Below are 23,010 nucleotides of genomic sequence, written 5' to 3'. Positions count from 1 at the left end.
AGTTGGAACATCCCTGTTATACTTAGCTGCATCCGGCATGCTTAAACATAACAAAATCCCCACAACTTTTTGGAGCCATTTTTGTAATAGCTACAACGAATTAAACCACTTGTTATGAGAAACAACCATATCCTCGCAATAACAGCTGTGAGCCTGTTAACTTCAATATCCTGCAACAAGGATAACGGCAACAATCCGGACATTATGTTCACCATTCCCCTCAACACCAGGCTGGAGAACCCCATGCCCGCCGGACGAACTGAAACAGGACTGTTAACCATGCAGTTATACAGCAATAATGTGCTCAGGTATTCCTTCCGGGTAGAAAACCTGGCTTCCGGAGACCAACTCACCATGGCACACTTCCATGTAGGCGACCCCGTTACCAACGGGCCCATTATCCAGAACTTCCCTTCTTTCAGCGGCACTACAGCCTCAGGAGAGATCACTTTACGTCAATCCCTGGCAGACAGTCTGAAAGACAGCAAAAATGATATTTACTTCAACGTACACTCCACCCAGGTTCCAAGCGGCCTGGTAAGGGGAACGGTGAACAGCGACATTATAGCGGCTGCAGATGTAGCTATGACCGGGCTGAATGAAGTACCACCTGTTGTGACCACGGCTACCGGCACTGCTTTAATACGCCTTACCGTAGACCGCAAACTTTATTCAAAAGTGACCGTTGCCAACCTGCCAGGTGGTGAAACATTAACAATGGCACATATACACAGAGGTGCAGCCGGCGTAAATGGTGCTGTGCTGGTGGGATTGTGTGCTACCGCAGCCGATTTCGGCATCTCAAAAATGACACAGGTGGATGAAGCTGTTGCTAATGCTATAAAAACAGAGGCGTTATACACCAATGTACATACGACCGCCCATCCTGATGGCGTGATAAGAGGCCAGATCAGGTAATAAATAGCAAAAAACCTTTAACATTACTGTTAAAGGTTTTTTGTTGTACCCTATAATACGGCTCTTATTTCCACAACACCACCCGCTTTGATAATGGGATTACTTTTAGCCAGTTCCACAGCATCTTCTATAGTGTCCGTTTTTACGATCATGTATCCCAGGATAAATTCCTTGATCTCTGTATAAGGGCCATCGCTTACAATATCCGGCTGTACTGTTTTAGCAAGGGAAAGGGATAAGGTATTCCCTTTATCTGCCAGTTTATTCTGAGCGGCAATACTTCCCAGCCAGTTCATCTTTGCCTGCAATTGTTCAGGTGATGGTTTCTGCTGAGGATCAACTGTGTTCCTGAAGATGAATACGAACTCTTTCATGGTTTTTTACTAATAACGACCAGATATCGGGAATGGGGACAAAAAAGCCGCGCTCATGATGAACGCGGCTGAATTATGGAAAAAGGCCTGGCTGCTCTATTTATTATATTTAATGGAAACATGCACCAGTCTGCAGGCTGTAGCCGCAGTTAATGTTCCTCCTGTAGGGCTGGTAGTGGTACCTGCGTTCTTATCTGCTACCCTTAAACGGATATACAGATTAGCCAATCCGCTCGCAGCCTGCGGGAACTGGAAGTTGAGGACTTTATACCCGGCCACCTGTGTTAAGAGGGTATTGGAAAAGTTCGCTACGTCTTCAAATGTGAAGGTGCTCACCTGGCTCCATACCGCGGTTGCATCATTTTTGTCCGACCATTCCACCACAAAGTTCCGTGGCCCGCCAATATCCACATTACCATCTATCTGCAAAGAGATCGGCTGGCTTATGTCTGCGGTAGACACGGCAATCTCCCAATATTCGCCTTTGTTAGTGGTGGTATTCCACCAGTTCTTGCTGCCCCAGCCACCATTGGTAACAGCTCCTTTCACAGTGGCGGTTTCCTGTATAAGGCCATTATAGTCGGTGGTAGTATAGAGACCATTGGCTGTAAAGTCCATTGCGGGCCTGGCGCTTTGCGTGATCTTTCCGTCTCCGGTATCAGGTGTTAAGGGATTCGCAGTCAGTGTGGGTGTAGCTGCATATTCATTTTTGAAACGGCTCCATTCTACCAGTACTTTCGAGAAACCATTGTTCCTGTCTGCCTTCAGATCAATATCGCTGCGTTTCAGGTGGCGGATCGCATACTTCCCGATGTTGCCGCCATACCGTTCGTAGGTTTCAGATACAATAATACCGGTGATGCTGCCACTCCCCTGCGGTACCGCATTGCCATCCCTGCGGTAAGGTACATCCAGGTTGGTGAGCATGTACATGCTGTTACCACGGATATCCCGGATACTGGCGGGATAACAATCCATCCTGGCGGTATAACCTTCATTAATGTTGGTGAATGCACCGAAAGGAATAGAAAGCTCCACATCCTTTAACTTAACATAGGTATACAGGTCTTCGTCAGTCAGTTCATTCATGTATTTTTCACGGGGCAGCAAGGCTGTCGATTGCCCATCTTTCTGCATGATATTGGTTACTGTTACACCAGAGATCACTGTTCTGCCAGGATTGCTGAGTTTAGTGAGCGTGGTGCCTTTCAGCCAGATCTTCACACGATCATTAAAATTAAAGATGTTCTCTCCGGGCGTTTTGGTTTTGAAATACAAACCGCTTTTACCATCCGGGCTTTGCACGTATACAGAGATCGCATTTTCTGTTTTATCCAGGTTGTGTTTGTTGGTCGCGCTGTTCTGGTTCTTAGCGATATTGGGATGCCCTTTGTCACTAACCACTATTCCTTCCACATATATATTCTCTTCTACAAGGCCTGCTGCCAGTGTTTGCTTTATATAAGCGAAATCTTTAGCCACTGCATCCTTGTAGCTGATGCCTAAGTATTGTTTCACCCGAATGGAATCCTTTACGGTAGTACCGAGCGCATCCAGGTAACTAAGCCTGAGGAAAGCAGTTCGCTCTGCAGTTGTTTTGTTGGTGTCCACCTTAAAGTATAAATACCCATCTGTGATCTGCAATTGGGAGATCCAGTTCACCTGGCCGGTTGCATCGTACTGATAGCTCACTTCCATTTTAGCCAGCGGAACATTGGTGGTGATGGGAGTTTTGAGGATACCACCATTAACTATGCTTTGCGCAGTGGTATCATTGATCACAATAGCCGGCACCAGGCCTCTTTGCTGCAACTGGATAGTATCTGTTTTTCCTTTGCTCCGTACGATCAGTTTCATCATACGGGGTAGTTTATCCGCGTTGTCTGTTACAGCAACCAGCGCGTCTCCTTTGCCGCTGCCGGAGGCAGTTTGCACTGTGATCCAGTCTGCTTCTTCTGCCGTTTCCATTTTCCAGTCGCCATCCGCATATACAATAATGCGTGTGGTATCAGGCGCAGCGTTCAACCTTACGATCCTTGAATCAACGGCCAGTTCCGTGGAGAACCTGCGTTCTTCCTCTTTTCTGCATGCGGTGATAAGTATAAGCAGAAATAATATATAGCGTTGCATACAGTTATTTTTTGAGCTCCATAATGATGGGCTTGTGATCGGAATACTTTGCCGTAAAGTCGTCGTAAATGAATTTGCAGTATTGCAGTTTCTTTGCAAGGTCTTTACTCAGGTAGATATAGTCTATGCGGGTATTGGAAAGGATGCCGCTTTTACCGGTCTCTTTCTGCACGGTTTTATCGTATGTTAAACCAGCGTCCACATATCCGGCCTGCAAGATGCTTTGCTGTACCTGGTAATCCACCTGCCCGTTTGCAAGATTGCTGATGTTGGGGTTTTTCAGGGATACTTCCCGCTGACGTTCTACAAAATTGGTTTGAGCCACACGATGACTGTCTAAAGGAGACAGGGAATTGAAATCTCCCATCATCAGCCAGTTCTTATCCCCATGCTGTAACCGCAGTGTTTCCAGCACCTGTGCTATTTCACTTCTTCTTTTCAGGTGTTTATGCGGGTTCAGGTGCAGGATGCAGAAGTTATAACCGTTAATGCTGGCTGTGATAAAACCATGCGTCATGTTCTCATTCACTTTACGGATGTTCACGATCGGGTAACGGGAGGTTACACCTGTGGGATATCCGTTTTCTTTAACGATCACGGCATAATTATGGCCATAAGTTGCAGCCAGTGCCTCCAGTGTCAGCTGTGTAAACCCATTACATTCCTGCAGAGCCAGTACATCCGGGTTCTTGTCTTTTACCCACTCCACAAACAGTTGTTTGCCTTTAGAGGTATCAGTTTTCATCCCTTCCAGGATATTATAGCTTAGTACTTTTAATGGCTGTGCTTTAACTGCTGTGATGGATATGATGGCCATCGCGATACAAAGAATATATTTCATAGTATGTACTATTTATACTCAGGATTAGTTAAGATACCGCCGGACCGCACCACTTCTTTATCCGGTATAGGATAATATTCATGGTAAGGACGCAGGTTATTTTTGATGATATCGTATTCCAATGCGGAAGTTTCACTCACCCGCTGAAAGAATTCACCCCAGCGTACGAGGTCCCATTTCCTGCCGTATTCTCCCATTAATTCACGGCCGCGTTCTTTCTTCAGTTCAACCATAAACTCACTCTTCCCCGGATATGCAGGCAGTACAAAAGCAGCATTTGCCCTTGCTTTCACTTCGTTGATACATTGCAATGCCAGTGCGGGATCATCTGTTTCATTGGCAGCTTCTGCCAGCATCAGTAGTGCATCTGCATAACGGAACACTTTCTGGTTATTTCCGTCGGCAACGTTATTCATACCGGGGCACCAGAACTTGGGGCCGAACCAGGCTTTACCTGTACCATTATTCAGCATGGGCCGCTTGAAATAAGCACCATTATACGTATAAGCCAGGATGGTCTCGCGGCGGGGATCTGTGAGATCATACAGGTCCATGAAATATTCAGTAGGTGTAACGGAGTTGTAGGGATTGCCTTCTGCTCCAAGTTCCGGGATCGCTACACCATCATACACATTGGTTCCGGCAGTTTTGGTAGGTGTAAAGAAACAGGCCACCTGTGAGGTTTTCTTTATACCGGCAGCAGACCAGATGTATTGCACTTCAAAGATAGACTCAGGCGTGTTCTTATTCCTGAAGTAAGTATCTGTAAGCGGATATTGTGTAAGCTGGCCGTAGATCTTCCTTATCTCCTGCATAGCAGCAGCGCAGACAGCATACTCCTTATTCCACAGCGCCAGCTTGCCTATGAGCATATAAGCCATCGGCGCAGACACCCTGTTCTGCGGTACGGCGGAGGTACGCATCTGTGGCATGTGCGGCACGTATTCCTGCAGTTCCCTAATCAGGGAATCACGGGTATCATCCGCACTCATCCTGCCTGTTTTGGCGATCTTTTCCAGTACATTAAGACTGTTCACATCATCCCTGTAAAAAGGCACATCTTTAAAGGTACTGGTGAGCACGTAATAGTACAAGGCACGCAGTGTAACAGCTTCTGCAATGAAAGCAGGTTTCTTATCTTCCGCAATAGTGGCATGCTGAATACCATTGATAGCAGCATTGCAATACATGATACCGGTATAACAGGCCGTCCAGACATTATCTCCCATACCAGGGTTAGCCGGTGAAATCTCAAACTTGGCATCCAGTTGGGAAGAGTTCAGAAAAGCAAGGTCTGTTGTAGCTTCCAGCGCAATGATCAGATCAGAATTGAACACATCCGTAAGGTTAATGTAACATCCGTTCAGGGCGGCGATGCACTGGTTCTCTGACTTATAGAATCCTTCCGGGCTTACAAAGCCGGCAGGTTTTTCTTCCAGGAATTTGCTGCAACTGCTCATCGAAATAGCTACCAGCGCAACAAGCATGATTTTGTGGATCATTCCTTTCATACAAATATTTTTACTTAGAATTTTAATTCAGCACCAAAAGTGAACGTTCTGCTGGCCGGGTAAGCACCATTATCCATACGGCGGATGGTAGAACCCTCGCTTTGCGTGGATACTTCCGGATCGTAGCCATTGTAATATTTCCAGAGATACAGGTTATTACCGCTGAGCGTAAGCGCCAGTGATTGCAGCTTTTTACCGGTAAGGCGGGATAGATCGAAAGAGTAACCCAATGAGATGTTTTTCAGACGCAGGAAAGTAGCATCATGTACAAAACGGTCGTTAGGAATATCATCTTTTGAATCTGCCCTTGGATAGTCTGAGTTAGGATTCCGCACCGGATGCCATGCATTCACCATGTAACGGAACTGGTTGCTGAGATAAGTACCGGTACCCATGAACAATTCAACCGGGTTATAGATATCTCCTCCAACGGAGTAGTTGAAGTAAAAAGATGCATACAGCCGCTTATAACGGAAGGAGTTCTGCAAACCACCATATACTTTGGGATCTGCATTCCCCAGGTATACCAGGTCCTTATTATCAAGGAGGCCATCATGGTTCTGATCGATATAACGCTGGCGGCCGGGAGAATAATAACTTACGGCGGAGGAAGCCCATTTCTTTTCTGTTTTATCCTTCGTAATCTCATCGTTGCTTTTCCATACACCTGCATACTGCATACCCCAGAGGGCATTCAGCGGGCGGCCTTTCTCATATCCGTACATCATATACTGCGCGCCATGAGCATTGTTGTAAGTAGCCACCCTGTCCAGCCCGCCTATATCTTCCACCATCTGTTTGTTATGTGCAATAGTGAAAGTGGTAGACCAGGTAAAGTTGCGGCGGCGGATGTTTTCATGGTCGACAGTGAGTTCAATCCCTTTGTTGGATGTTTTGCCAATGTTCGCCAGGCGGGAACCAAACCCTACATGCGTAGGCAGCTGCACGGTGAGCAGGAGGTCTGAAGTATTGCTCTGGTATACTTCCAGTACTATACCCAGGCGTTTGTTGAATAAGGAAAGGTCTATACCTGCATTATAGGTAGTGGTCTTTTCCCAGCTGAGGCCTTCATTGGAAATACGGGAAGGGTAATAAGCTACCGGCTGTGCGCCGCTGAAAATAGCGCCGCCTGTTGTGGAGGCCAGGCGGGCCAGTGACTGATAACGGGAGATAGCATCATTACCGGAAGTACCTCCACTCAGGCGGATAGCAAATTCATCCAGCTTATTGAACTCCTTCATGAATGGTTCATTCATTACATTCCAGCGGAATGCGGCAGAGGGGAAATAAGCCCATTTGTTATCCGCAGAGAAGTTGGAGGCACCGTCCGCACGCATGGTAACCGTTAAATAGTATTTGTTATTATAATTATAGTTCAGGCGGCCCAGATGAGATACACGTGCCAGGTTCTCCAGGGAAGAGCCCAGGTTAACAGTTTCCCTGGAAGGCAGAGCAGACAGATCGTTTGGCCCTACATCATCCACAAAGTAACCGCTGCCGCTGGCAGTGAGGTTCACAAAATTTTTCTTCTGTATGGTGAATCCGTACATCGCATCGAAATTGTGGCGTTTGTTCCAGGTGTTCCGGTACGTGATGGTGTTTTCGTTCAGGATGTTGTTATCCGTATAACTGCGTTTATATGCGTAAGCGCCGGTATTTGCTTTCACACGGGTGGGCATGGTGGATGGCGTGAACTGATCATCGTTCAGGTTGTAATCTGAATAAGAGATCGTGGAACGCAGTGTTACATTCCTTAGAGGCTTCACCTCAAGATATAACATAGAGCTAAGGCTCTTTTCCACCCTGTCGTTTGTTTTCAGCAATACGTTTGCCAGCGGGGAATCAAATAAAGTACCGCTGTACCATTGAGAGTTCCAGTCATTGAAAGACCCATCCGGTTTATATGCAGCAATAGTAGGTGCCAGGAAAAGTGTGGAACGGTACCATAAAGTGTTAGTGCCTATATCCGCGTTATTCAGCGCACGTTTTACATTAGAGAAGTTGAAGCGAACGCCTGCCTTCACAAATTTACTGATAGTCCTGTCTAAGTTCAGGCGCACCTGGTAACGCTGCAGGCCGCTGCGTTTGATGATACCCTGGTTATCGTTATAGTTGGCAGAGAAATAGTATTGTGTGGTTTTATCACCTCCGGTGGCAGACAGCGTATAGTTCTGATAAGGAGCATTGCGGGATATTTCCCTCGTCCAGTCAGTGCCTTCTCCCAGTGCTAATGGATTGGGGTAAGGATATTCCTCCAGCGGCTTTGTTTGGTTGGCAGCAGCGCTGAAGTAATAACGGTCGTTCTGCATCTGGGCAAACTCTGTGGCATTCATAATATCCAGCTCACGGGGTAATTCAGAGATCCCCACATCACTGCGGAAAGTGAAGGATGTTTTGCCCTGTTTGTCCGCACCGGATTTTGTGGTGATGATGATAACACCGTTACTACCACGGGAACCGTAAATAGCTGTGGAAGAGGCGTCTTTTAAAACGTTGATGGAAGCAATATCTGAAGGATTGAGTTCATTGAGGCTTTTGATGGCATCCATCAAGCCATCTACAATATACAATGGTTCATTACTGGCAGAGATGGAACGTGTTCCCCGGATACGCACGGTAGTAGCAGCTCCGGGTTCTCCATCAGTAGATACAAACTCTGCTCCTGCTATCCTGCCCTGTAACATCTGGTCCACACGTGTAACCGGCACATTGTCTATATCAGACATTTTCACGGAAGATACTGCGCCGGTAAGGTCGCTCTTCTTCACGCTGCCATAACCGATCACCACCACCTCGTTCATGCTTTTCTTAGAGACCGCCAGCTTTACCGTTAGTGGAAATTTGATAGCATCGACCCTGATCACCTGCCGGTCGTAACCGATATATGTTACAAAAAGTACGTCCTTACTGCCGGCTTCTATTGTAAACTCGCCTTTTTCATTGGTCTGCACGCCGCGTGAAGTGCCTGCAACAGATACTGTGGCGCCGGGTAATGGATTTCCTTCTTCATCCATCACGTTTCCCTTCAGCGGAGGTTCCTGTGATCCGGGCGTTCTATTTTGGGTGACGGTATTTCCTGTTACTTTTGCTTTGATGGTAATGGTTTTGCTATTGATCTCGTAGTCGATAGGCTGATCTGCCATGATCGTTTTCAGGAAGGCTTCAATGGCCATGTCTTTGGCAGTTACAGATACCGGTTTGGTTTTACCCAGCAATGCGGCATTATAGAACACTACATAACCAGTCTGTTTCTCCAGCTGACTAAAGACCTCTTTCAGCGGAAGCTGCCTGGCACTTATGGTCACTGTTTGGGCAAAGGCGCTGGCCTGCATGCAAACAAACACTAGCAGTATCAACAGTAGCCGGGGCTTCCCCGTTTTGAAAGTAGATGTGAACATGATTGATTTTAATTATAAAGTTGAACACATAGCATAGCAGTGCCTGCAGTTGATCAGTCAACAGGTACTGGTTGTATTAGCGATAAATCTGTTATTGTCTTATGATAAGCTTTTTCCCTTCAAGCCTGCAATGCACATCAGAGATCTCCAGCATCCTCATGATATTAGACAGGCTTAGGTTTCTGTCCATTTTTCCCCCGAAAGTAATACCGGGTATTCCATTTTCATATTGTACATCTATATCGTACCAGCGCTCCAGTTGTTTCATCACTACCTGAATATCGGCGCCTTCAAAATTGAAGATGCCATTCTTCCAGGCAAGAACCTGGCTGGTATCTGCGCGGTTCACCTGTATGCCAGGAGAGATACGTGCAATGCTGGCCTGGTAACCCGGTTTCAATATTGAACTGTTATTCCCTGCGTTCACCTGTACACTCCCATTTATAAGGGTAGTGGCAATTACCCGTTCATTTTCATATGCGTTAATGTTGAAGGCAGTACCGAGCACCTTCACTTCCGTATTGTCCGTAAGCTTTACGGAGAAAGGTCTTTTTGCATCCGGCTTAATATCGAAATAAGCTTCCCCTTTCAGTGTAACTACCCGTTCCTTTCCTGAAAAACTGGTGGGATAGGTGACTGCGCTGGCTGCGTTCAGCCATACATCACTGCCATCCGGTAATACGAGATGGAATAACCGGCCCTTGGGTGTGCTCAGCGTATTATAACTGATCTCTTCCGCACGATGGTCATCGTAAGCAATGGTGCCCTGCGTTAATGATACATGGGTACCGCCCTGGTTGGCGATCACGCCTTTCTGCAGGCTGTCCAGTGTTACCTGTTTTCCATCGCCCAGCGTGAGGATGGCACCCTGGCTGGCAGGTTGTATATCCTGTGCCGGGACTGATGTTGCCAGTTGCCCGTTCTTAGATGGTTTAGAAGAGGGATAGATCCAATACAGTGTGCCAAGGCCTGTTACAACTGCCGCAGCAGCTGCCCAGCGGGTAATGGCTGCTACCCTTCCGCGTTTATGCTTCCGGGGGATGGCTTGCTGCAATACAGACAGGATCTCGTCTGCCCGCTCCTCTTCTATCTTTATTTCCTCTCCCGGTTCATTCATCACCTTCTCTATCACCTCCTTCAAACTGGCATCGTTTTCCTTGTCCGCCATCATGGCAAACAGCTTTTCTTTATCCTGTTCAGAACAGGATTGGTTCATATATGCCCGGAATAGTGATTCGAACTCATTCATGGTGATCAGCCGGTTTACTAATAGAGACGATAAAAAAAATGAAATGGGGCAGTGAAAGAAAAAATATTTTTCAGAGCAACTCCTTCAGGAGGGTGAGTGACGCTAACATACCAAGCCTGGCAAGGCAATAGACGCGGATAAAGTGCATGGCTTCCGAGAGATGGCGTTTAACTGTTTCAGGGGCAATATTCAATGCGCTGGCGGCTTCGTCTCTTTTGAGGCCCTGTTCTTTAATGAGTGTATATACTTTTTTCTGCTGGGGGGATAACCTTGTGACGGCCTGGCGGAGGATCTGCCGGTATTCCTTTTCCTGCAAATGTTCCCCGGGATGTTCTGTGGCACGCAGCAGGAGCTCGTCCCCGTCCTCCGGTATGGGGATCGCCATTTTTTGCGCAGCCATTTGTTTGAGCATGCTGAAGGTCCTGTTACGGGTGATAGTGAACAACCAGGCTTTGAAATGCTTCACTTCCTTCAGCTCTTCCCTTTTCAGCCAAACCTGCAGGAATACATCCAGCAATATCTCTTCAGCCACGGGGCTGGCTACAGTAAGCCTGAAGGCGATGGTATATACTTTATTACGGTATAGGTGAAAGATCTCACCAAAAGCCTTTTCATCTCCCTGCGACACTTTATCAAGCAGATCCATCTCGTGACTAACTTTCTGAACAGGCATCACATTGATTTTGGTAGCAAATATAATATTGACAGCAAGAAACAGCTATGGTACTGTTTTAAGTATAACGTGAATTAATGATAATATAACGTAGTCTGTTGGTTCACTCAGCGGGTAAAATACAAATATTTAAATAAAAAACCCGCGCTTTTGGCGCGGGTTAAAAGCTTTTAACAGCAGGCGGATCAGTTCTCAGCAACAAAAGTATACCGGCCTGAGGGCACCTGCAATAATATATGGCCCTTCTCCTTCCCTATCACTTTTACTTCTTTAAAGCTGTTCACCTTTTCTCCCGGCATGTAAACAGTGGCCTGGGAGTTTACAGGCACTGTAACATTCAATGTAAATCTGCCACCCTCCTTTTTCCAACTGCTTTTGATCACACCATACAACGAAGTGGTTTCGGCCTCAGCAAAAGTTACACCTTTCACCGGGGATGGTTTTACCAGGAAGGACTGGAAACCGGGGTGCGCGGGATCAGCACGGATACCAGCCAGGCTTTTGACAAACCAGGAGGAAATGCCTGTGAAGCAGGTATGGATCTTACTGGTCACATCTACACTCCAGTATTCAGGCCAGGTGGTTTCTCCCATTTCGAGGAAATAACCATAGCTGGGCTCATTGGTTTTAGAGAGGATGCGGGCGAATGCCTCATGATACTCCTCGTATTCTATCAGGAATTTCAGGAGCACCGGCAGACCGGAACTCCCCATATCAAAATAAGCATCCGGTGCGGAGATCTTTTCTTTAAAGTTAGCGAGCACGGTGGCATATAACTTTTCAGGAACAATACCGGTCATTAAAGGGAATGCAGTTTGCACCTGGTCCCCGTTCATATAGATATTCAATGCCGGATCGAAGAACTGTGCATTGATACGGGTTTTCAGGAACCTCAATCTTTTGCTGTATAACACGGCATCTTCAGGATGCCTTAGTATACCTGCTATTTCAATCATGGTACTAAGATTCATGGCATACACACAGTTATTGAAGAAGGTAGCTTCCGGTGTACCGCCAAACTCTTTCCTTCCACCGGGTGCCGCCCAATCTCCAAGGAACTTACCACCGCCGAAGAAAGCTTCCAGCAAACCAAACTGGCTTTTGGTATGCAGGAACTCCAGCCATCTTTTGCTGGTATTGTAATTGGCCTCCAGGATCCTCTTATCACCGTAAGTACGGTAAAACTCCCAGGCCACGTTCAGCCCTGCACTGCTCCACATTGGTCCGCCATAATGTTCATTCCATTGCGGTGCGGTATGATGGATCCATCCATCGTGTTCCTGCACATCAGACCAGTCTCTTACGTGTTTGGTATAAAACGCGCCAACCTGGTAGTTAGGCAGGCCTATACCCCAGGCGGTGGCAAAAACTTCTTCTCCATAACCCAGGCGTTCCCTATGTGGACAATCCGCCGTAAATCCCTCTGTGGTACACATGCGGTACGTCCAGAGATCTGTTTCATAGATCTTATTAAACAGGTTACTGGAAGAAGAAAAGCGGCCGGTGCGTTCTATGTCTGTGGCAATAACAAAGCCCTTTACATCAGCTGCTGAAGGTTTCCGTTTCAGTCCGCTGATATTCACATAACGGCCAGCGGTATAGTTGAAGCGGTTGCGGAATGTTTCCCCTTCTTCTCCTTTGCAGATATAGATATTACCCTGTGACCAGTCCTGTATAGTTACAGGATCGTCTGCCACCATGATCTTTACTGTGTCTCCGGCAGACATGCCATGCAGTTTTACTTCCAGCCAGCCTGTATAGTTTTTGCCCATATCCACTTTATAGATGCCTTTTATGGTATCGGTAACACCGGTAGCGGGCACTGTTTCAATGATCCGGGCAGGCTCCATATTGTGCGCAGATAAACTCACCTTATGATTTGTTTCCACGGCGTTTCGCCATTCGCTGTCGTTGAAGGCTGTTGAATGCCAGTTCGGAATGTATAACCGTGCGTCTATGTATTCAGCGCCATGATCCTCATATTGATTTCCTCCGGTGTTCTTACTGGAGCTCACCTGGCATTTCCAGCTGGCATCCGTGGCGAGAGAGAAAGTTCCGGCATTCATCTGTACCCTTAGAGAAGGGAAGATGGTTCTGCCAAAGAACTCATTCCGCGACCATCCGGGTCCATACCATACAGCGATCGTATTCTTTCCTTTTTTCAGCAGTGCTGTAACATCATATGTTACATACATCACTCTTCTGTCGATACGAGTTAATGCGGGTGCCAGTACGCGGCTATCGGCTTTTTGGCCATTGATATATAGTTCATGATATCCCATGGATGCCACATGTACGAAGGCTGTATTCACTTTATCCAGGGTAAAATTCTTCCGGTACCAGATATGGGTTTCTTTAGCTGCATCCGGATGTTTTATCCATGGTCCTTTCCAGTCTGTAGTTTGAAGCAGGCCTATGGAAAAGCGTGCAGTGCTGCTCCAGGAGGTACTCCGGCCATCTTTATCCACCGCCTTTACTTTCCAGTAACAATCTTCATTGGAGCGTAATGGCCTGCCTTTAAATGTTACGAGGGCGGATTGATCTGATGTGGTTTCTCCGCTATCCCAGATATCTCCTTTATTTTGATCCAGCAGGAATTTACTGCTTGCCACTAATACCCGGTAAGCTGTTTGCTTCTGGCCTTTTGTATCTTTTGTATCAGTTAGCCTCCAGGTGAAACGGGGCACTGCTGCATCAATGCCTAACGGTTCCTGCATGTATTCACACCGGAGATCGGTTACCTGCATCGTGCTTTGTGCGGATACATATGAAGCAAACAAAAGGCAGATAACTAATATGATAGAACGCATAATGTTATTTAGAATTGGTGGAAGGAAGCAGAAACAAAATCCAGCACTTCCGGTAATGCCGTACGCCAGTAACCCCAGCTATGGCCTCCATCCCGGATCCGGAATTCATGAGGGATCTCTTTTTTGCGCATAGCGATATGCACGAGGGAGTTTCCTTCAAACAGGAAATCATCATCACCGCAATCAATATACCAGCGCACTGCCTTCTTTTTATCATCCGGCATATTGTTCACCAGGTACAACACACTCTGCCTTTCATAATAGGTTTTGATCTGCGCAGCCGTAGCAATGGAATCCTGGCCGCGGCGCTGCATCCATTTAGTAACATCCTCTGGTACCATCGGGCCGGTGGCTGCACTTAAGGGGCAGGCGGCAGCGAATAGTTCAGGATGATGCAGGGCATAGGTGAAAGTACCTTCTCCGCCCATTGAAAGGCCTGCTACCGCGCGGTAGCGTTTTTCTGATCTGGCACGATAGTTTTTTTCTATGAAAGGGATCAGTTCCTGGAAGAAAAAATCTTCATAACGCCATTCCCCTTTGATATCGTTCGCGTAACCACGGCGGCCGGTATTGGCATCGGGCATTACAATGATCATAGGGGTAGCTTTGCCTTCACGGATAGCTTTATCCGTAATGTTCAATACTTCGCCGAACTGGATCCAGCCGGTTTGATCATCTCCTGCGCCATGCAGCAGGTACATCACAGGATAATTACGTTGGGATGTTTCATAATCAGGGGGCAGATAAATGGCAAACTTCCTGTCTCCCTTTAATATTTTACTGGGCAGGCTGAGGTTATCAAACACTTTCCCCGTTTGTGCAAGTATTGCCAGGGGAAGCACCATACATGCCAATAGCAGTGACATTATTTGTTTCTTCATGATGTGGATTTATTACCAGGTTATATTGATCAGTTTTCCATTATAACTTTCAATCGTGCAATTAACACCCTTTACTTCTTTGATGGCGGTACTGCTTTGCACCAGGAACGTTAGCGCGTTGTATTTTTCCAGGGTGTTCACATCAAAGCTGATATTGAACTGGTGCCCCGAACGGGTGATCAGGGGTTTCACGGTACGGCGTATATTTTCATAGGCATGTACTGCTTCCGGTGGAGCAAACCATATGTTGTCTTTTCCTTCCTTTCCATACTCCTTTGCCAGTCGATTGAATAACTCCTTAAAATCAGCAAAGCGGTAACTGATATTCCACAGATCATCGTTGCCTACACTGTGTGTGAAAGTGTTCAGCCAATAATATTTCCCGGTTGCAAGGTGTTCCCTTATTCCATTGAATACGACGTCCGTCATACTGGTTTTACTGTTCAGGAATAACCTGCCTGCACAGAGCCTGTTCCAGTCTTCCCGTGTGGATGGTTCTATCCAGTAGTCCGGGTACTGCCCGCTATGCACTACTTTCAGGCCTTGTGCAAAAGCGGCATTGGTGTAAAACGGCGCGCTCAGGTGATCATCTTTTCCGCCTGGTATTACAAACTGCTGCATGTTATGCTGCAGGCGCTGTTGTACTGTACGGGTATTCTCTTCCACTTCCCATCCGGCTTTCACATCTTTCCCCGTAGCGTGGGTGAAGCTATGATTCAGGATGTCCCAGCCTGCTTGTTTCATCTGTGCCAGCTCATCCCAGGAAAAATGAATGGCTTTGGCGTTAATAGCTACTGCAGCTTTAAAGGAAACCGCATTTCCGCAACCATCTGTATAATAAAGCCCGGGATAATCTGCGCCATCGCCACCTTCGTCAAAACCCCATTGATCTTTGAACGGGGCAGCTACCTGGCCGCCGTTAAAGTATGGGAGCGCCACACGTGCTGCAGATATATAGCCATCATCCAGCGTAAAGCTGCAGGCGAAACTTTTATTATAACGCAACGGGGCTACAGTGACTACCGCATCCTTATCCTCTACCGTAATGGTGATCTTACGGTGCTGTGCAACTGCCAGCTGAGCTACGAATACAAAAAATACTATGCTCCATCTCATTGTTCAAAATTTGCTTTCATCTGACCGGAAAATGTTTTGCCCGCCGGGCGCAGTTTTATCTTCAGGATCACCCCTTCCTGCAATAAAGTGGAATGATACACTTCATCTCCATTCCAGAACCTTTTGCGTACCCATTTCCCCTCATCATAATAACCTTCCTCTACGGCTACGATCTCAGCGCTTTGCGCACCAGAACCATAGGTTGGCCTGAACTGGAACTTCGCATCAAAACCTATCAGCAGGAATTCATTATCTGCCAGTTGTGCTACCAGTGCGCGGCCAGATGGGGAACGGTCCTTTTTCCAGGTGGGGAAACCATAACTGAAGAGGATATCATATCCTTTAAAGTTAACTAATTGATCCGGACGGTTGTGTTCTTCTATCACTGCTTTCAGGCGGCCTGTACCCTGCAAGGCTATTACTTCGTTCAGCGCGCCCCGTAATAAACGGTAATTGGCGGCAATACCGGCAAATTTATCATCCAGTTTCTCTTTCCGGCGTTCATCATTCGGGTCAGCGCTGAAAGGATCTATGCCATACACTGCTACCCCCATGGCATCGTAATTACCCAGCATGTGAAAATGGTACCGGGCAAAATCAGGGCCTTTACCTGTTTCCGGTATAAAGAGCGGATTATCCGGCGCACTGTATTTAGTACACAGATCATCAATGGCAGCCAGGTTGTTCTGATAGATATCCGGGGCCAGCAATACCATATTAGGTGCAGTGGCTTTCCAGATATGCAGCATATTGGAAGTAGGCCCGCCACTGGGGTAATCACCGGGGCGCTGGAAACGGTGTTCCCGCAGCCAGGCATTGGTGTACATCGGTAATGCATACTCCTGCTTTCCTCCTTCCGCTACTTCGTTGATGTAACGCGCAATGTGATAGGCACTGAAAGATTCCGGTGCATCCACACCAAAAACCTCCTGCCAGGTACCGCTCTGTTTACCCAGCTGCTGTAGTAACTTAGCTGGTACGGCGCTCTTAAATACCGCATTGGCTCCTTCAGAATAATCTCTGTCTGTACCCAGTGAGCCGGCCTCATTCTCCACCTGTACCATGATCACCGTCTGCTCCTTCGCATCTGCCTTTTTCAGGTAACGCATCAGGGCTGAAAACGCTTTTTTGTCCGCATCCAGGTTAGCCTGTGCTACCGGAGACAGCAACTGCAACTCTCCCCCTCCTGCATCTTTCATGCGCGGATAAAGATCAGGACGGGTCAGGATCCATTCCGGCGCATACTGGGAACTGCCGTTCTTATAAGAACCGAACCACAATAAAATAAGCCGGATATTTTCCCTGCGGGCGCCTGCCAGCAAGGAGTCCAGTTCTTTAAAATTATACTTACCAGGCTCCGGCTCCACATTCTGCCAATACACAGGTGCTTCCAGCGTATTACATTGCAACTCGCGCAGCTGCGGCCATGTTTTTTCCATAATATAAGGCCAGCTGCTGCTATTCCATAACTGGGCACCTAAGACCAGGAAAGGTTTGCCATCTACCATTAAATTGTATCCTTTCCCCTGTTGTTTCTTTACAACAGATGGCAGCGGCTTTTGCGCCAGGCATACAAAACTGCAGTATAAGAATGTTGTAATAAGACCAATGATGCGCATGTTATACTATATTTTAATTCGGACTAAACCCCAACGCACTTTCCTTTCGATGGGATTAAATGTTTTTGTTTCATAGCTGGCCAGAAAGGTGATGATGTGCCCCTTTGGGCAGCCTTCTTTTATTTTCACCACAGAGCTTAATGTAAACCCATCAGGCCAGCGGGCAGGGAGGATCTCATCCACCAGTCTTTCCTCTTCAGATGCTACCCACAGATCTTCCGAATAGAGCCGTAGCCGGGAAGAATCTTTGTATAGTTGCATACCCCTTTGCGCATCACCATCTATGCGTATATCTGTCCATTCCGGCACATCAAACCATGAGGGTATTATTATTTCGTCTTCAGATACCTGGTTGCCTGCCGTGATCTGTAATATTAGTTTCACTTCGAATGGCTCACCGTTCGATGTTGGTTGTTTGCGGCTGACAATACGTACAGGTGGCAGTTGCAATAATCGTTCGTGTGGTTGTGCGTTTATTTTTACTACTGAGTCTGCTACCACCACAGCCTCATCATTGGTACGGATACGGATATCCAGTTCCTCTATCTGGTTGATCTCACCCCCACGGTTAAATAAGAGTAGCAGCATTTCGTTCTGACCGTTCTTTAAGAACTGTAAATTATGATTCAGCCCTATCCATGCGGAGGGATCACCTTCCCGGTAAATACCGGTTTCCGTGCTTCCCCTCTGTGTGATTGCCAGGCGACCGCTGCTGTCCGCCAGCAATTGTTGCCGATGCAGCGTACTCGTTCTCAGATCATACTGCACTACCCGGTACCGCTGCCCCGGCTGATATACCGCGGCAGTGATCATTTTTGCCTCTACACCTGCTATCGGTACTCCTAAAGGGAGCCAACGGAGGGTACGAAATCCCCAGCCGCTTTTATCAACATGTTTGAAATACAGGTAACCTGGTTCATGCAGGTTACTTTCCACTTTATAACCCCAAACATCAAACGCAGGATACAAGTCGTAGTGCGACCATCTTAAAGGTGCTGGTAAAGTATTTTTAACCCCTTCTGTTACAAAACGAAGGGCACTTTCAAATACGCGTGTTTCTCCCGGCAGATCTACCATATGGCCTCCATCGAGCGATTGATAATCCAGTGGCAGTCCCTCCCATGCTGCACCTTTGCGCACTTCTTCATTCAGGCCGTACAAAATATCTGTGGGACTGGTATGCATCCGTACCCTTACACCCTGCAGATTACCAAAAGTATAACGCACCGGATAGAGTGTGTGATTGTTTGGATAACCAAAGAAGAACTCAGGACTGCCGGTCATGCTTACAATACTGCTTACCTTATCAGGATACCGGCCACCCAGGTAATAAGCCATAATACCGCCCATGCTGAAACCTATAATACTGCGGTGCTCCCGCCCGGTTAGTGTTCTATAGGCTGAATCAATGTGCGATATCAGTTCCGGGAAATAATCTTTCATCTGTACCCGGAACTTTACATCTTCATGATTGCCTATGTTATATGGGCGGGGTTCACTTTCATCTATATTTCCATCCCACATCACCATAATCACGCGGTACTTATTCACCAGTTGCTGCAAGGCGGTATAATCCAGTTTTGCATTATCATCTTTAAAATGACGGCCGCCCCATCCATGAAAGAAATACACTACCGGATAACGCTGATCATTTTTTGCATAATCATCCGGCAGGTATAAGCGGTATGACTTGGCATGCCCGAAAACGCGGCTATTATGGGTCAGGTCTTTTTGCGCCTGTGCATGCAGGCTATAAAAACAGATCCAGGCAAAGAGTATCAGGTGTTTCATAAGGCTGCGGTTTCAACCAGGAATCCTGCTGTATGATCCAGTTGTGTGGATGTTACGGTAATGGTGAGGCGGCCTGCTGTCCATGACCAGTTATCTGCAGGCACAGTACCCTGCATGTTGAACTTTGTTACTTTCACAGGTTTGCTAGCGCAGGGCAGTTCTATTTTCCCTTCGCTGAAAGGGATCACTGCAAGGCGTGTAGTAGTGGTGATGGATTGTTCATCCTGTGAAATGAGGCCCCAGTTGCCGGAACAGGTTATATTTTCTACGGGAACGTTTTCTGTTCTTAGCGTAAGTGCTGTGAGCACGCCGTTCTCGGACCTTCCCCAGTTGCGCAGCTTAGGCGGCGCCTCCATATTTCCGGCGGTACTATTGAACCATACCGGTTTCCAGAGCACAGAACGGCGATACCATTTATTCACGGCGAGCCGCCGGTTCAGGAAACGTTCCGGTATGGGTTCGCCATTCTCGAGTTCAGTAGGTAATACAGCTCCGGGGGAACCCAGTATAATTGTGTTCATCAACACTTCATCATCTGTTCTCCATTCATAGGAAGAAGAGCCGCTGATCGCTACACGCTGCTGAGACAGCAGGGAAGCCCATATGCTCCATTCCGCATGCCCCTGCCGGGTATCATACCAGAGATCCCCCTGATCATCCAGCGACACCATATCCACCAGTGGTGCCCACAAGGGACTAATACCGTAGTACAGGATGATCACATTCGGATCTATACTTTTGGCGGCGGCTGCAATGAGCCGCACCATTTCATAGGAAGAACGTTCTCCGCGGAAACGTGGGTCTTTTGGCGCACCCATGTTCGGATTAGGCATACCATATCCAAAATCCAGTTTGATCAGCCGCGGTTTCAACTGGCGCATTACACTGCGGGTCCTTTCTTCCAGGAAAGAACGGGTGCGGGGAGAACTTACATCCAGGCAATAATAAGCATCACCTGATGGGTCAAAATTCCAGTTTGCCAGGCAGGGTTTACCTTTGGCATCCCTGATAAGATCATTGGTTCCAAGACCGGCGGCCAGGGTGTCTTTGATCCAGCCTACGGTTTCCCATATGCCAATATCTGTTCCTTTACGGCGCACTTGTTCCACCTCTTCAAAAAAATGCGGGAACTTTTCGAGGTTGGGTTTTCCGGCACCTTGTGAAACCTCCCATGGATCATCCAGTACCATCATTTCATTGCTCATTTTCTCCATGAAATCTGCAATTGGTTTGATGGGGTATTTCTTTAACCGCCACATGCCCCAGGTATTCCATACAGAAGAAACAGGTGCTACCTTTTTGTTGGCATCAACAGGGAACGATGCGTAATATTTTTCAAAGGCAGCCATGGCAGCAGTATCTATTGTAATGCGAAGGAGATCTTCCCAGGTGCGGGTACGTTGCGATCCGCCCCAGAGATCTTCGCGGAAGAGATATTCATAGCAGCCACGGGTACCGCGTATCTTGAGCGTCATGGCAGCATCCGGTACACTGCCTGCGCCGATACAGATCCATCCCTTGCTGTTGCCCATTGCCGCAAATAATACAGGGCGTGGGAAAGCAGCGCCATAGGGTGTACTCATGGAAGGACCGAAATTACCCAGTGCAATATCCGGTTGCCCGAAATCCCACATACGAAAATAACTTTGCACAGTTCCTCCTTTTGCTCCCGGCACACAATAGCCCATCGTTTGCCAGTCAGGCAGAAAAGGCCTGTCCCATACAGGCTTTACATTTACTGCGTTAGCTGCTATGGATGATGCACCTATATACATTTCTACTATGGCGGGTACTTTGCCCTGCCATTGAATGCTGAGCCGGCTGATGCGGATCCCCCATGCCTTGCGTTCCAGCACCAGCGTACCGGTGCCATACTTTTCCAACACCAGTGATATTTCCCCTTTATCGTCAGGCATACCCTGCGCACGGGCTTTCAGGTAGCGGAACTTCCCTTTTTCATCCTTTATCCGGAATGAAGGGAGCAGGCCACCCTGCCAGGTGACAGCGCCACCCGGCACTTCAGTAAGTGTTGCACGATCGTTCGTTAAATTCCATTCGAAGCGCAGGTTTCCTTCCTCGTAGCGCCACTGTGCCTGCGCAGGGAAGAAAAGCCAGCAATTTAAAAGACAGATCCAGGTAATTACTTTCATCTTATTAAAATAATCAGCTTCATTTTGATGCGAAGCTTTTACCTGCATCAAAATGAAGCTACATATCAGTTATATGATTCTACTTTGCCAGTTTAGGATTCAGCAATACATCATAATCCGGTATGGGAGACTGGTATTGCTTTTTGGTGATATCCACATCAATTTTCATATCCAATGGATCTTTCAATGCCTTCACTGTTTCCACCTTTTCCGTCCGCACCAGGTCAAACCAGCGGGAAAATTCAGCGGCCAGTTCCCAGCCCCGTTCTGCCACCACCGAATCCCTGAAAGGCATTTTACCTAATCCGGGTACCAGGTCATTCAATCCGGCACGGAAGCGTACACGGTTGATGGCTTTATAGGCATCTGCATTGGGAGCTCCATCTGCCATGGCCTGTGCTTCCGCATAGATCAGCAGAACTTCTGCAAAGCGCAGATAGTTCATATTCCGGGAAGTCATAAAATCATTTTCATAAGAAGGCTTTCCTTTCTCTGTACCGTCCCTGTATTTGGCAATATAGGGATGTTTGGTACTACCCTGTTCAAAGCTGATGCCGTTTGTGAATTGCGTATGAAAAGTACCATTTTTACGGATACCTTCCGGAAATCTTTTATAGAAACCCAGTTCAAAAAACACGTCGTCCCAGCCGGATTCCTCAGAGGGCATGGTGGTGTAGCCCCCATGGGTCATGTAATACGGGCTGTTACATTTTTCTACAGAACAAAACTGTATGGCCCACACGATCTCTTTATTATTCTCATTGCTAAGCGGCCATATATCCGCAAAATTGGGAAGGATATCATGGGGTGAATGATCAATCACATCCTTTGCTTCAGCCGCTGCCAATGCATACTTTGTTTCATCTTTCAGCGGCCAGCCACCCATGGTTAGGTATACCTGTGCCAGCAATGATTTTGCAGACCATACCGTAGGCCGTCCCGGAGCGCCCTGCCAGGAAGGCGGCAGGTGTTCCTTTGCATAGGTGAGATCTGCAATGATGAGATCGTATACATCTTTCACCGGAGATTTATCAACGTTGTAATTCATTTCAACGGATGTGATCAGGGGTATCTCTCCAAAGATGCGTACGATCCAGAAATAGGAAAATGCACGGAGGAAACGCGCCTGTGCCACCAGTTTATTGATGTTCTCCGGATCGGATGCACTTACCTTCTGGTAATTTGCGATAACGTTGTTGGCGGCATAGATCACCGAATAAGGTATACGCCAGCCGGAGTTTCGCATGGCCCCGTTCTGTGAGGTGCCGGCAAAGAGATCAAACTCTTTGAAATCCTGTTTATTACCCCCCGAAAGTGTGGTAAGATCATCCGCTCCCATTAATGGCACCCATACCCTGGTAGAGCCAAAGCCATTCCATGGATCGCTGACAAGGCGGCTGTAGATAGCCGTTACAGCAGCATCCAGGTCTGATTCCGTACGGAAGAACACATCATTCACCAGGGAGCCCTGCAGGTTTTCTTCCAGCTTCTGGCAGGAGCTTAATAAGAGTATCAGTATTGTTATATTGCGTATCTTTTTCATGATCTT

At 47.3% G+C, this 23,010-nt stretch carries 15 protein-coding genes; 1 reads left to right on the top strand and 14 read right to left on the bottom strand.

Going from position 1 to position 23,010, the window contains the following annotated elements; translation table 11 throughout:
- The first annotated feature begins 114 nt into the window (after positions 1 to 114).
- Positions 115 to 918, top strand: a complete 804-nt coding sequence (locus tag AAHN97_RS07195) for a CHRD domain-containing protein (RefSeq protein ID WP_343306885.1) — start codon at positions 115 to 117, stop codon at positions 916 to 918.
- 50 nt (positions 919 to 968) lie between these two features.
- Here the strand turns inward: AAHN97_RS07195 and AAHN97_RS07190 are convergent, their stop codons facing one another.
- The 14 genes from AAHN97_RS07190 to AAHN97_RS07125 all read right to left on the bottom strand — a co-directional run bounded on the left by AAHN97_RS07190 (position 969) and on the right by AAHN97_RS07125 (position 23,004).
- Positions 969 to 1,292, bottom strand: a complete 324-nt coding sequence (locus AAHN97_RS07190; protein ID WP_343306884.1) for a YciI family protein — start codon at positions 1,290 to 1,292, stop codon at positions 969 to 971.
- A gap of 96 nt (positions 1,293 to 1,388) precedes the next feature.
- Positions 1,389 to 3,422 (bottom strand): BACON domain-containing protein, encoded by a 2,034-nt coding sequence (locus AAHN97_RS07185; RefSeq protein WP_343306883.1) that lies wholly within the window; start codon positions 3,420 to 3,422, stop codon positions 1,389 to 1,391.
- A gap of 4 nt (positions 3,423 to 3,426) precedes the next feature.
- Positions 3,427 to 4,263, bottom strand: coding sequence for an endonuclease/exonuclease/phosphatase family protein (locus AAHN97_RS07180; protein ID WP_343306882.1), 837 nt, complete (start codon positions 4,261 to 4,263; stop codon positions 3,427 to 3,429).
- An 8-nt stretch (positions 4,264 to 4,271) separates the two neighbouring features.
- Positions 4,272 to 5,774: a RagB/SusD family nutrient uptake outer membrane protein gene (locus AAHN97_RS07175; RefSeq protein WP_343306881.1), complete on the bottom strand. Its 1,503-nt coding sequence runs from the start codon at positions 5,772 to 5,774 to the stop codon at positions 4,272 to 4,274.
- Between the two features lie 14 nt (positions 5,775 to 5,788).
- Positions 5,789 to 9,172, bottom strand: coding sequence for a TonB-dependent receptor (locus AAHN97_RS07170; protein WP_343306880.1), 3,384 nt, complete (start codon positions 9,170 to 9,172; stop codon positions 5,789 to 5,791).
- Positions 9,173 to 9,263: 91 nt separating this feature from the next.
- A complete protein-coding gene (locus AAHN97_RS07165) occupies positions 9,264 to 10,388 on the bottom strand; it encodes a FecR family protein (protein WP_343306879.1) in 1,125 nt (374 codons plus the stop codon).
- A 103-nt stretch (positions 10,389 to 10,491) separates the two neighbouring features.
- Positions 10,492 to 11,094 carry an RNA polymerase sigma factor gene (locus AAHN97_RS07160; RefSeq protein ID WP_343306878.1) on the bottom strand — a complete coding sequence of 201 codons (603 nt, stop codon included), beginning with the start codon at positions 11,092 to 11,094 and terminating at the stop codon, positions 10,492 to 10,494.
- 185 nt (positions 11,095 to 11,279) lie between these two features.
- Complete coding sequence (locus AAHN97_RS07155) at positions 11,280 to 13,904, bottom strand: family 78 glycoside hydrolase catalytic domain (protein WP_343306877.1); 2,625 nt, start codon at positions 13,902 to 13,904, stop codon at positions 11,280 to 11,282.
- Positions 13,905 to 13,912: 8 nt separating this feature from the next.
- Positions 13,913 to 14,785: an alpha/beta hydrolase gene (locus AAHN97_RS07150; protein ID WP_343306876.1), complete on the bottom strand. Its 873-nt coding sequence runs from the start codon at positions 14,783 to 14,785 to the stop codon at positions 13,913 to 13,915.
- A gap of 12 nt (positions 14,786 to 14,797) precedes the next feature.
- A complete protein-coding gene (locus AAHN97_RS07145) occupies positions 14,798 to 15,901 on the bottom strand; it encodes a polysaccharide deacetylase family protein (RefSeq protein WP_343306875.1) in 1,104 nt (367 codons plus the stop codon).
- Positions 15,898 to 17,520 (bottom strand): DUF5597 domain-containing protein, encoded by a 1,623-nt coding sequence (locus AAHN97_RS07140; protein WP_343306874.1) that lies wholly within the window; start codon positions 17,518 to 17,520, stop codon positions 15,898 to 15,900. The genes AAHN97_RS07145 and AAHN97_RS07140 overlap by 4 nt, the downstream gene beginning before the upstream one ends.
- Before the next feature lie 6 nt (positions 17,521 to 17,526).
- Positions 17,527 to 19,311 (bottom strand): alpha/beta hydrolase, encoded by a 1,785-nt coding sequence (locus tag AAHN97_RS07135; protein ID WP_343306873.1) that lies wholly within the window; start codon positions 19,309 to 19,311, stop codon positions 17,527 to 17,529.
- Positions 19,308 to 21,461 carry a hypothetical protein gene (locus AAHN97_RS07130; protein WP_343306872.1) on the bottom strand — a complete coding sequence of 718 codons (2,154 nt, stop codon included), beginning with the start codon at positions 21,459 to 21,461 and terminating at the stop codon, positions 19,308 to 19,310. Before AAHN97_RS07130 ends, AAHN97_RS07135 begins: the two co-directional genes overlap by 4 nt.
- A gap of 79 nt (positions 21,462 to 21,540) precedes the next feature.
- Positions 21,541 to 23,004 carry a RagB/SusD family nutrient uptake outer membrane protein gene (locus tag AAHN97_RS07125; protein ID WP_343306871.1) on the bottom strand — a complete coding sequence of 488 codons (1,464 nt, stop codon included), beginning with the start codon at positions 23,002 to 23,004 and terminating at the stop codon, positions 21,541 to 21,543.
- Positions 23,005 to 23,010 lie beyond the last annotated feature (6 nt).

This window comes from Chitinophaga niabensis (assembly GCF_039545795.1).
GTDB classification, from domain to species: domain Bacteria; phylum Bacteroidota; class Bacteroidia; order Chitinophagales; family Chitinophagaceae; genus Chitinophaga; species Chitinophaga niabensis_B.
Note: the sequence above shows the minus strand (reverse complement) of the source record. Positions and strands in the feature narration are given on the sequence as shown.

What these genes read in the sequence shown, in the direction of transcription:
- AAHN97_RS07195 (WP_343306885.1), top strand. Translation starts at nt 115, where the DNA reads ATGAGAAACAACCATATCCTCGCAATAACAGCTGTGAGCCTGTTAACT.
- AAHN97_RS07190 (WP_343306884.1), bottom strand. Translation starts at nt 1,292, where the DNA reads ATGAAAGAGTTCGTATTCATCTTCAGGAACACAGTTGATCCTCAGCAG.
- AAHN97_RS07185 (WP_343306883.1), bottom strand. Translation starts at nt 3,422, where the DNA reads ATGCAACGCTATATATTATTTCTGCTTATACTTATCACCGCATGCAGA.
- AAHN97_RS07180 (WP_343306882.1), bottom strand. Translation starts at nt 4,263, where the DNA reads ATGAAATATATTCTTTGTATCGCGATGGCCATCATATCCATCACAGCA.
- AAHN97_RS07175 (WP_343306881.1), bottom strand. Translation starts at nt 5,774, where the DNA reads ATGAAAGGAATGATCCACAAAATCATGCTTGTTGCGCTGGTAGCTATT.
- AAHN97_RS07170 (WP_343306880.1), bottom strand. Translation starts at nt 9,172, where the DNA reads ATGTTCACATCTACTTTCAAAACGGGGAAGCCCCGGCTACTGTTGATA.
- AAHN97_RS07165 (WP_343306879.1), bottom strand. Translation starts at nt 10,388, where the DNA reads ATGAACCAATCCTGTTCTGAACAGGATAAAGAAAAGCTGTTTGCCATG.
- AAHN97_RS07160 (WP_343306878.1), bottom strand. Translation starts at nt 11,094, where the DNA reads ATGCCTGTTCAGAAAGTTAGTCACGAGATGGATCTGCTTGATAAAGTG.
- AAHN97_RS07155 (WP_343306877.1), bottom strand. Translation starts at nt 13,904, where the DNA reads ATGCGTTCTATCATATTAGTTATCTGCCTTTTGTTTGCTTCATATGTA.
- AAHN97_RS07150 (WP_343306876.1), bottom strand. Translation starts at nt 14,785, where the DNA reads ATGAAGAAACAAATAATGTCACTGCTATTGGCATGTATGGTGCTTCCC.
- AAHN97_RS07145 (WP_343306875.1), bottom strand. Translation starts at nt 15,901, where the DNA reads ATGAGATGGAGCATAGTATTTTTTGTATTCGTAGCTCAGCTGGCAGTT.
- AAHN97_RS07140 (WP_343306874.1), bottom strand. Translation starts at nt 17,520, where the DNA reads ATGCGCATCATTGGTCTTATTACAACATTCTTATACTGCAGTTTTGTA.
- AAHN97_RS07135 (WP_343306873.1), bottom strand. Translation starts at nt 19,311, where the DNA reads ATGAAACACCTGATACTCTTTGCCTGGATCTGTTTTTATAGCCTGCAT.
- AAHN97_RS07130 (WP_343306872.1), bottom strand. Translation starts at nt 21,461, where the DNA reads ATGAAAGTAATTACCTGGATCTGTCTTTTAAATTGCTGGCTTTTCTTC.
- AAHN97_RS07125 (WP_343306871.1), bottom strand. Translation starts at nt 23,004, where the DNA reads ATGAAAAAGATACGCAATATAACAATACTGATACTCTTATTAAGCTCC.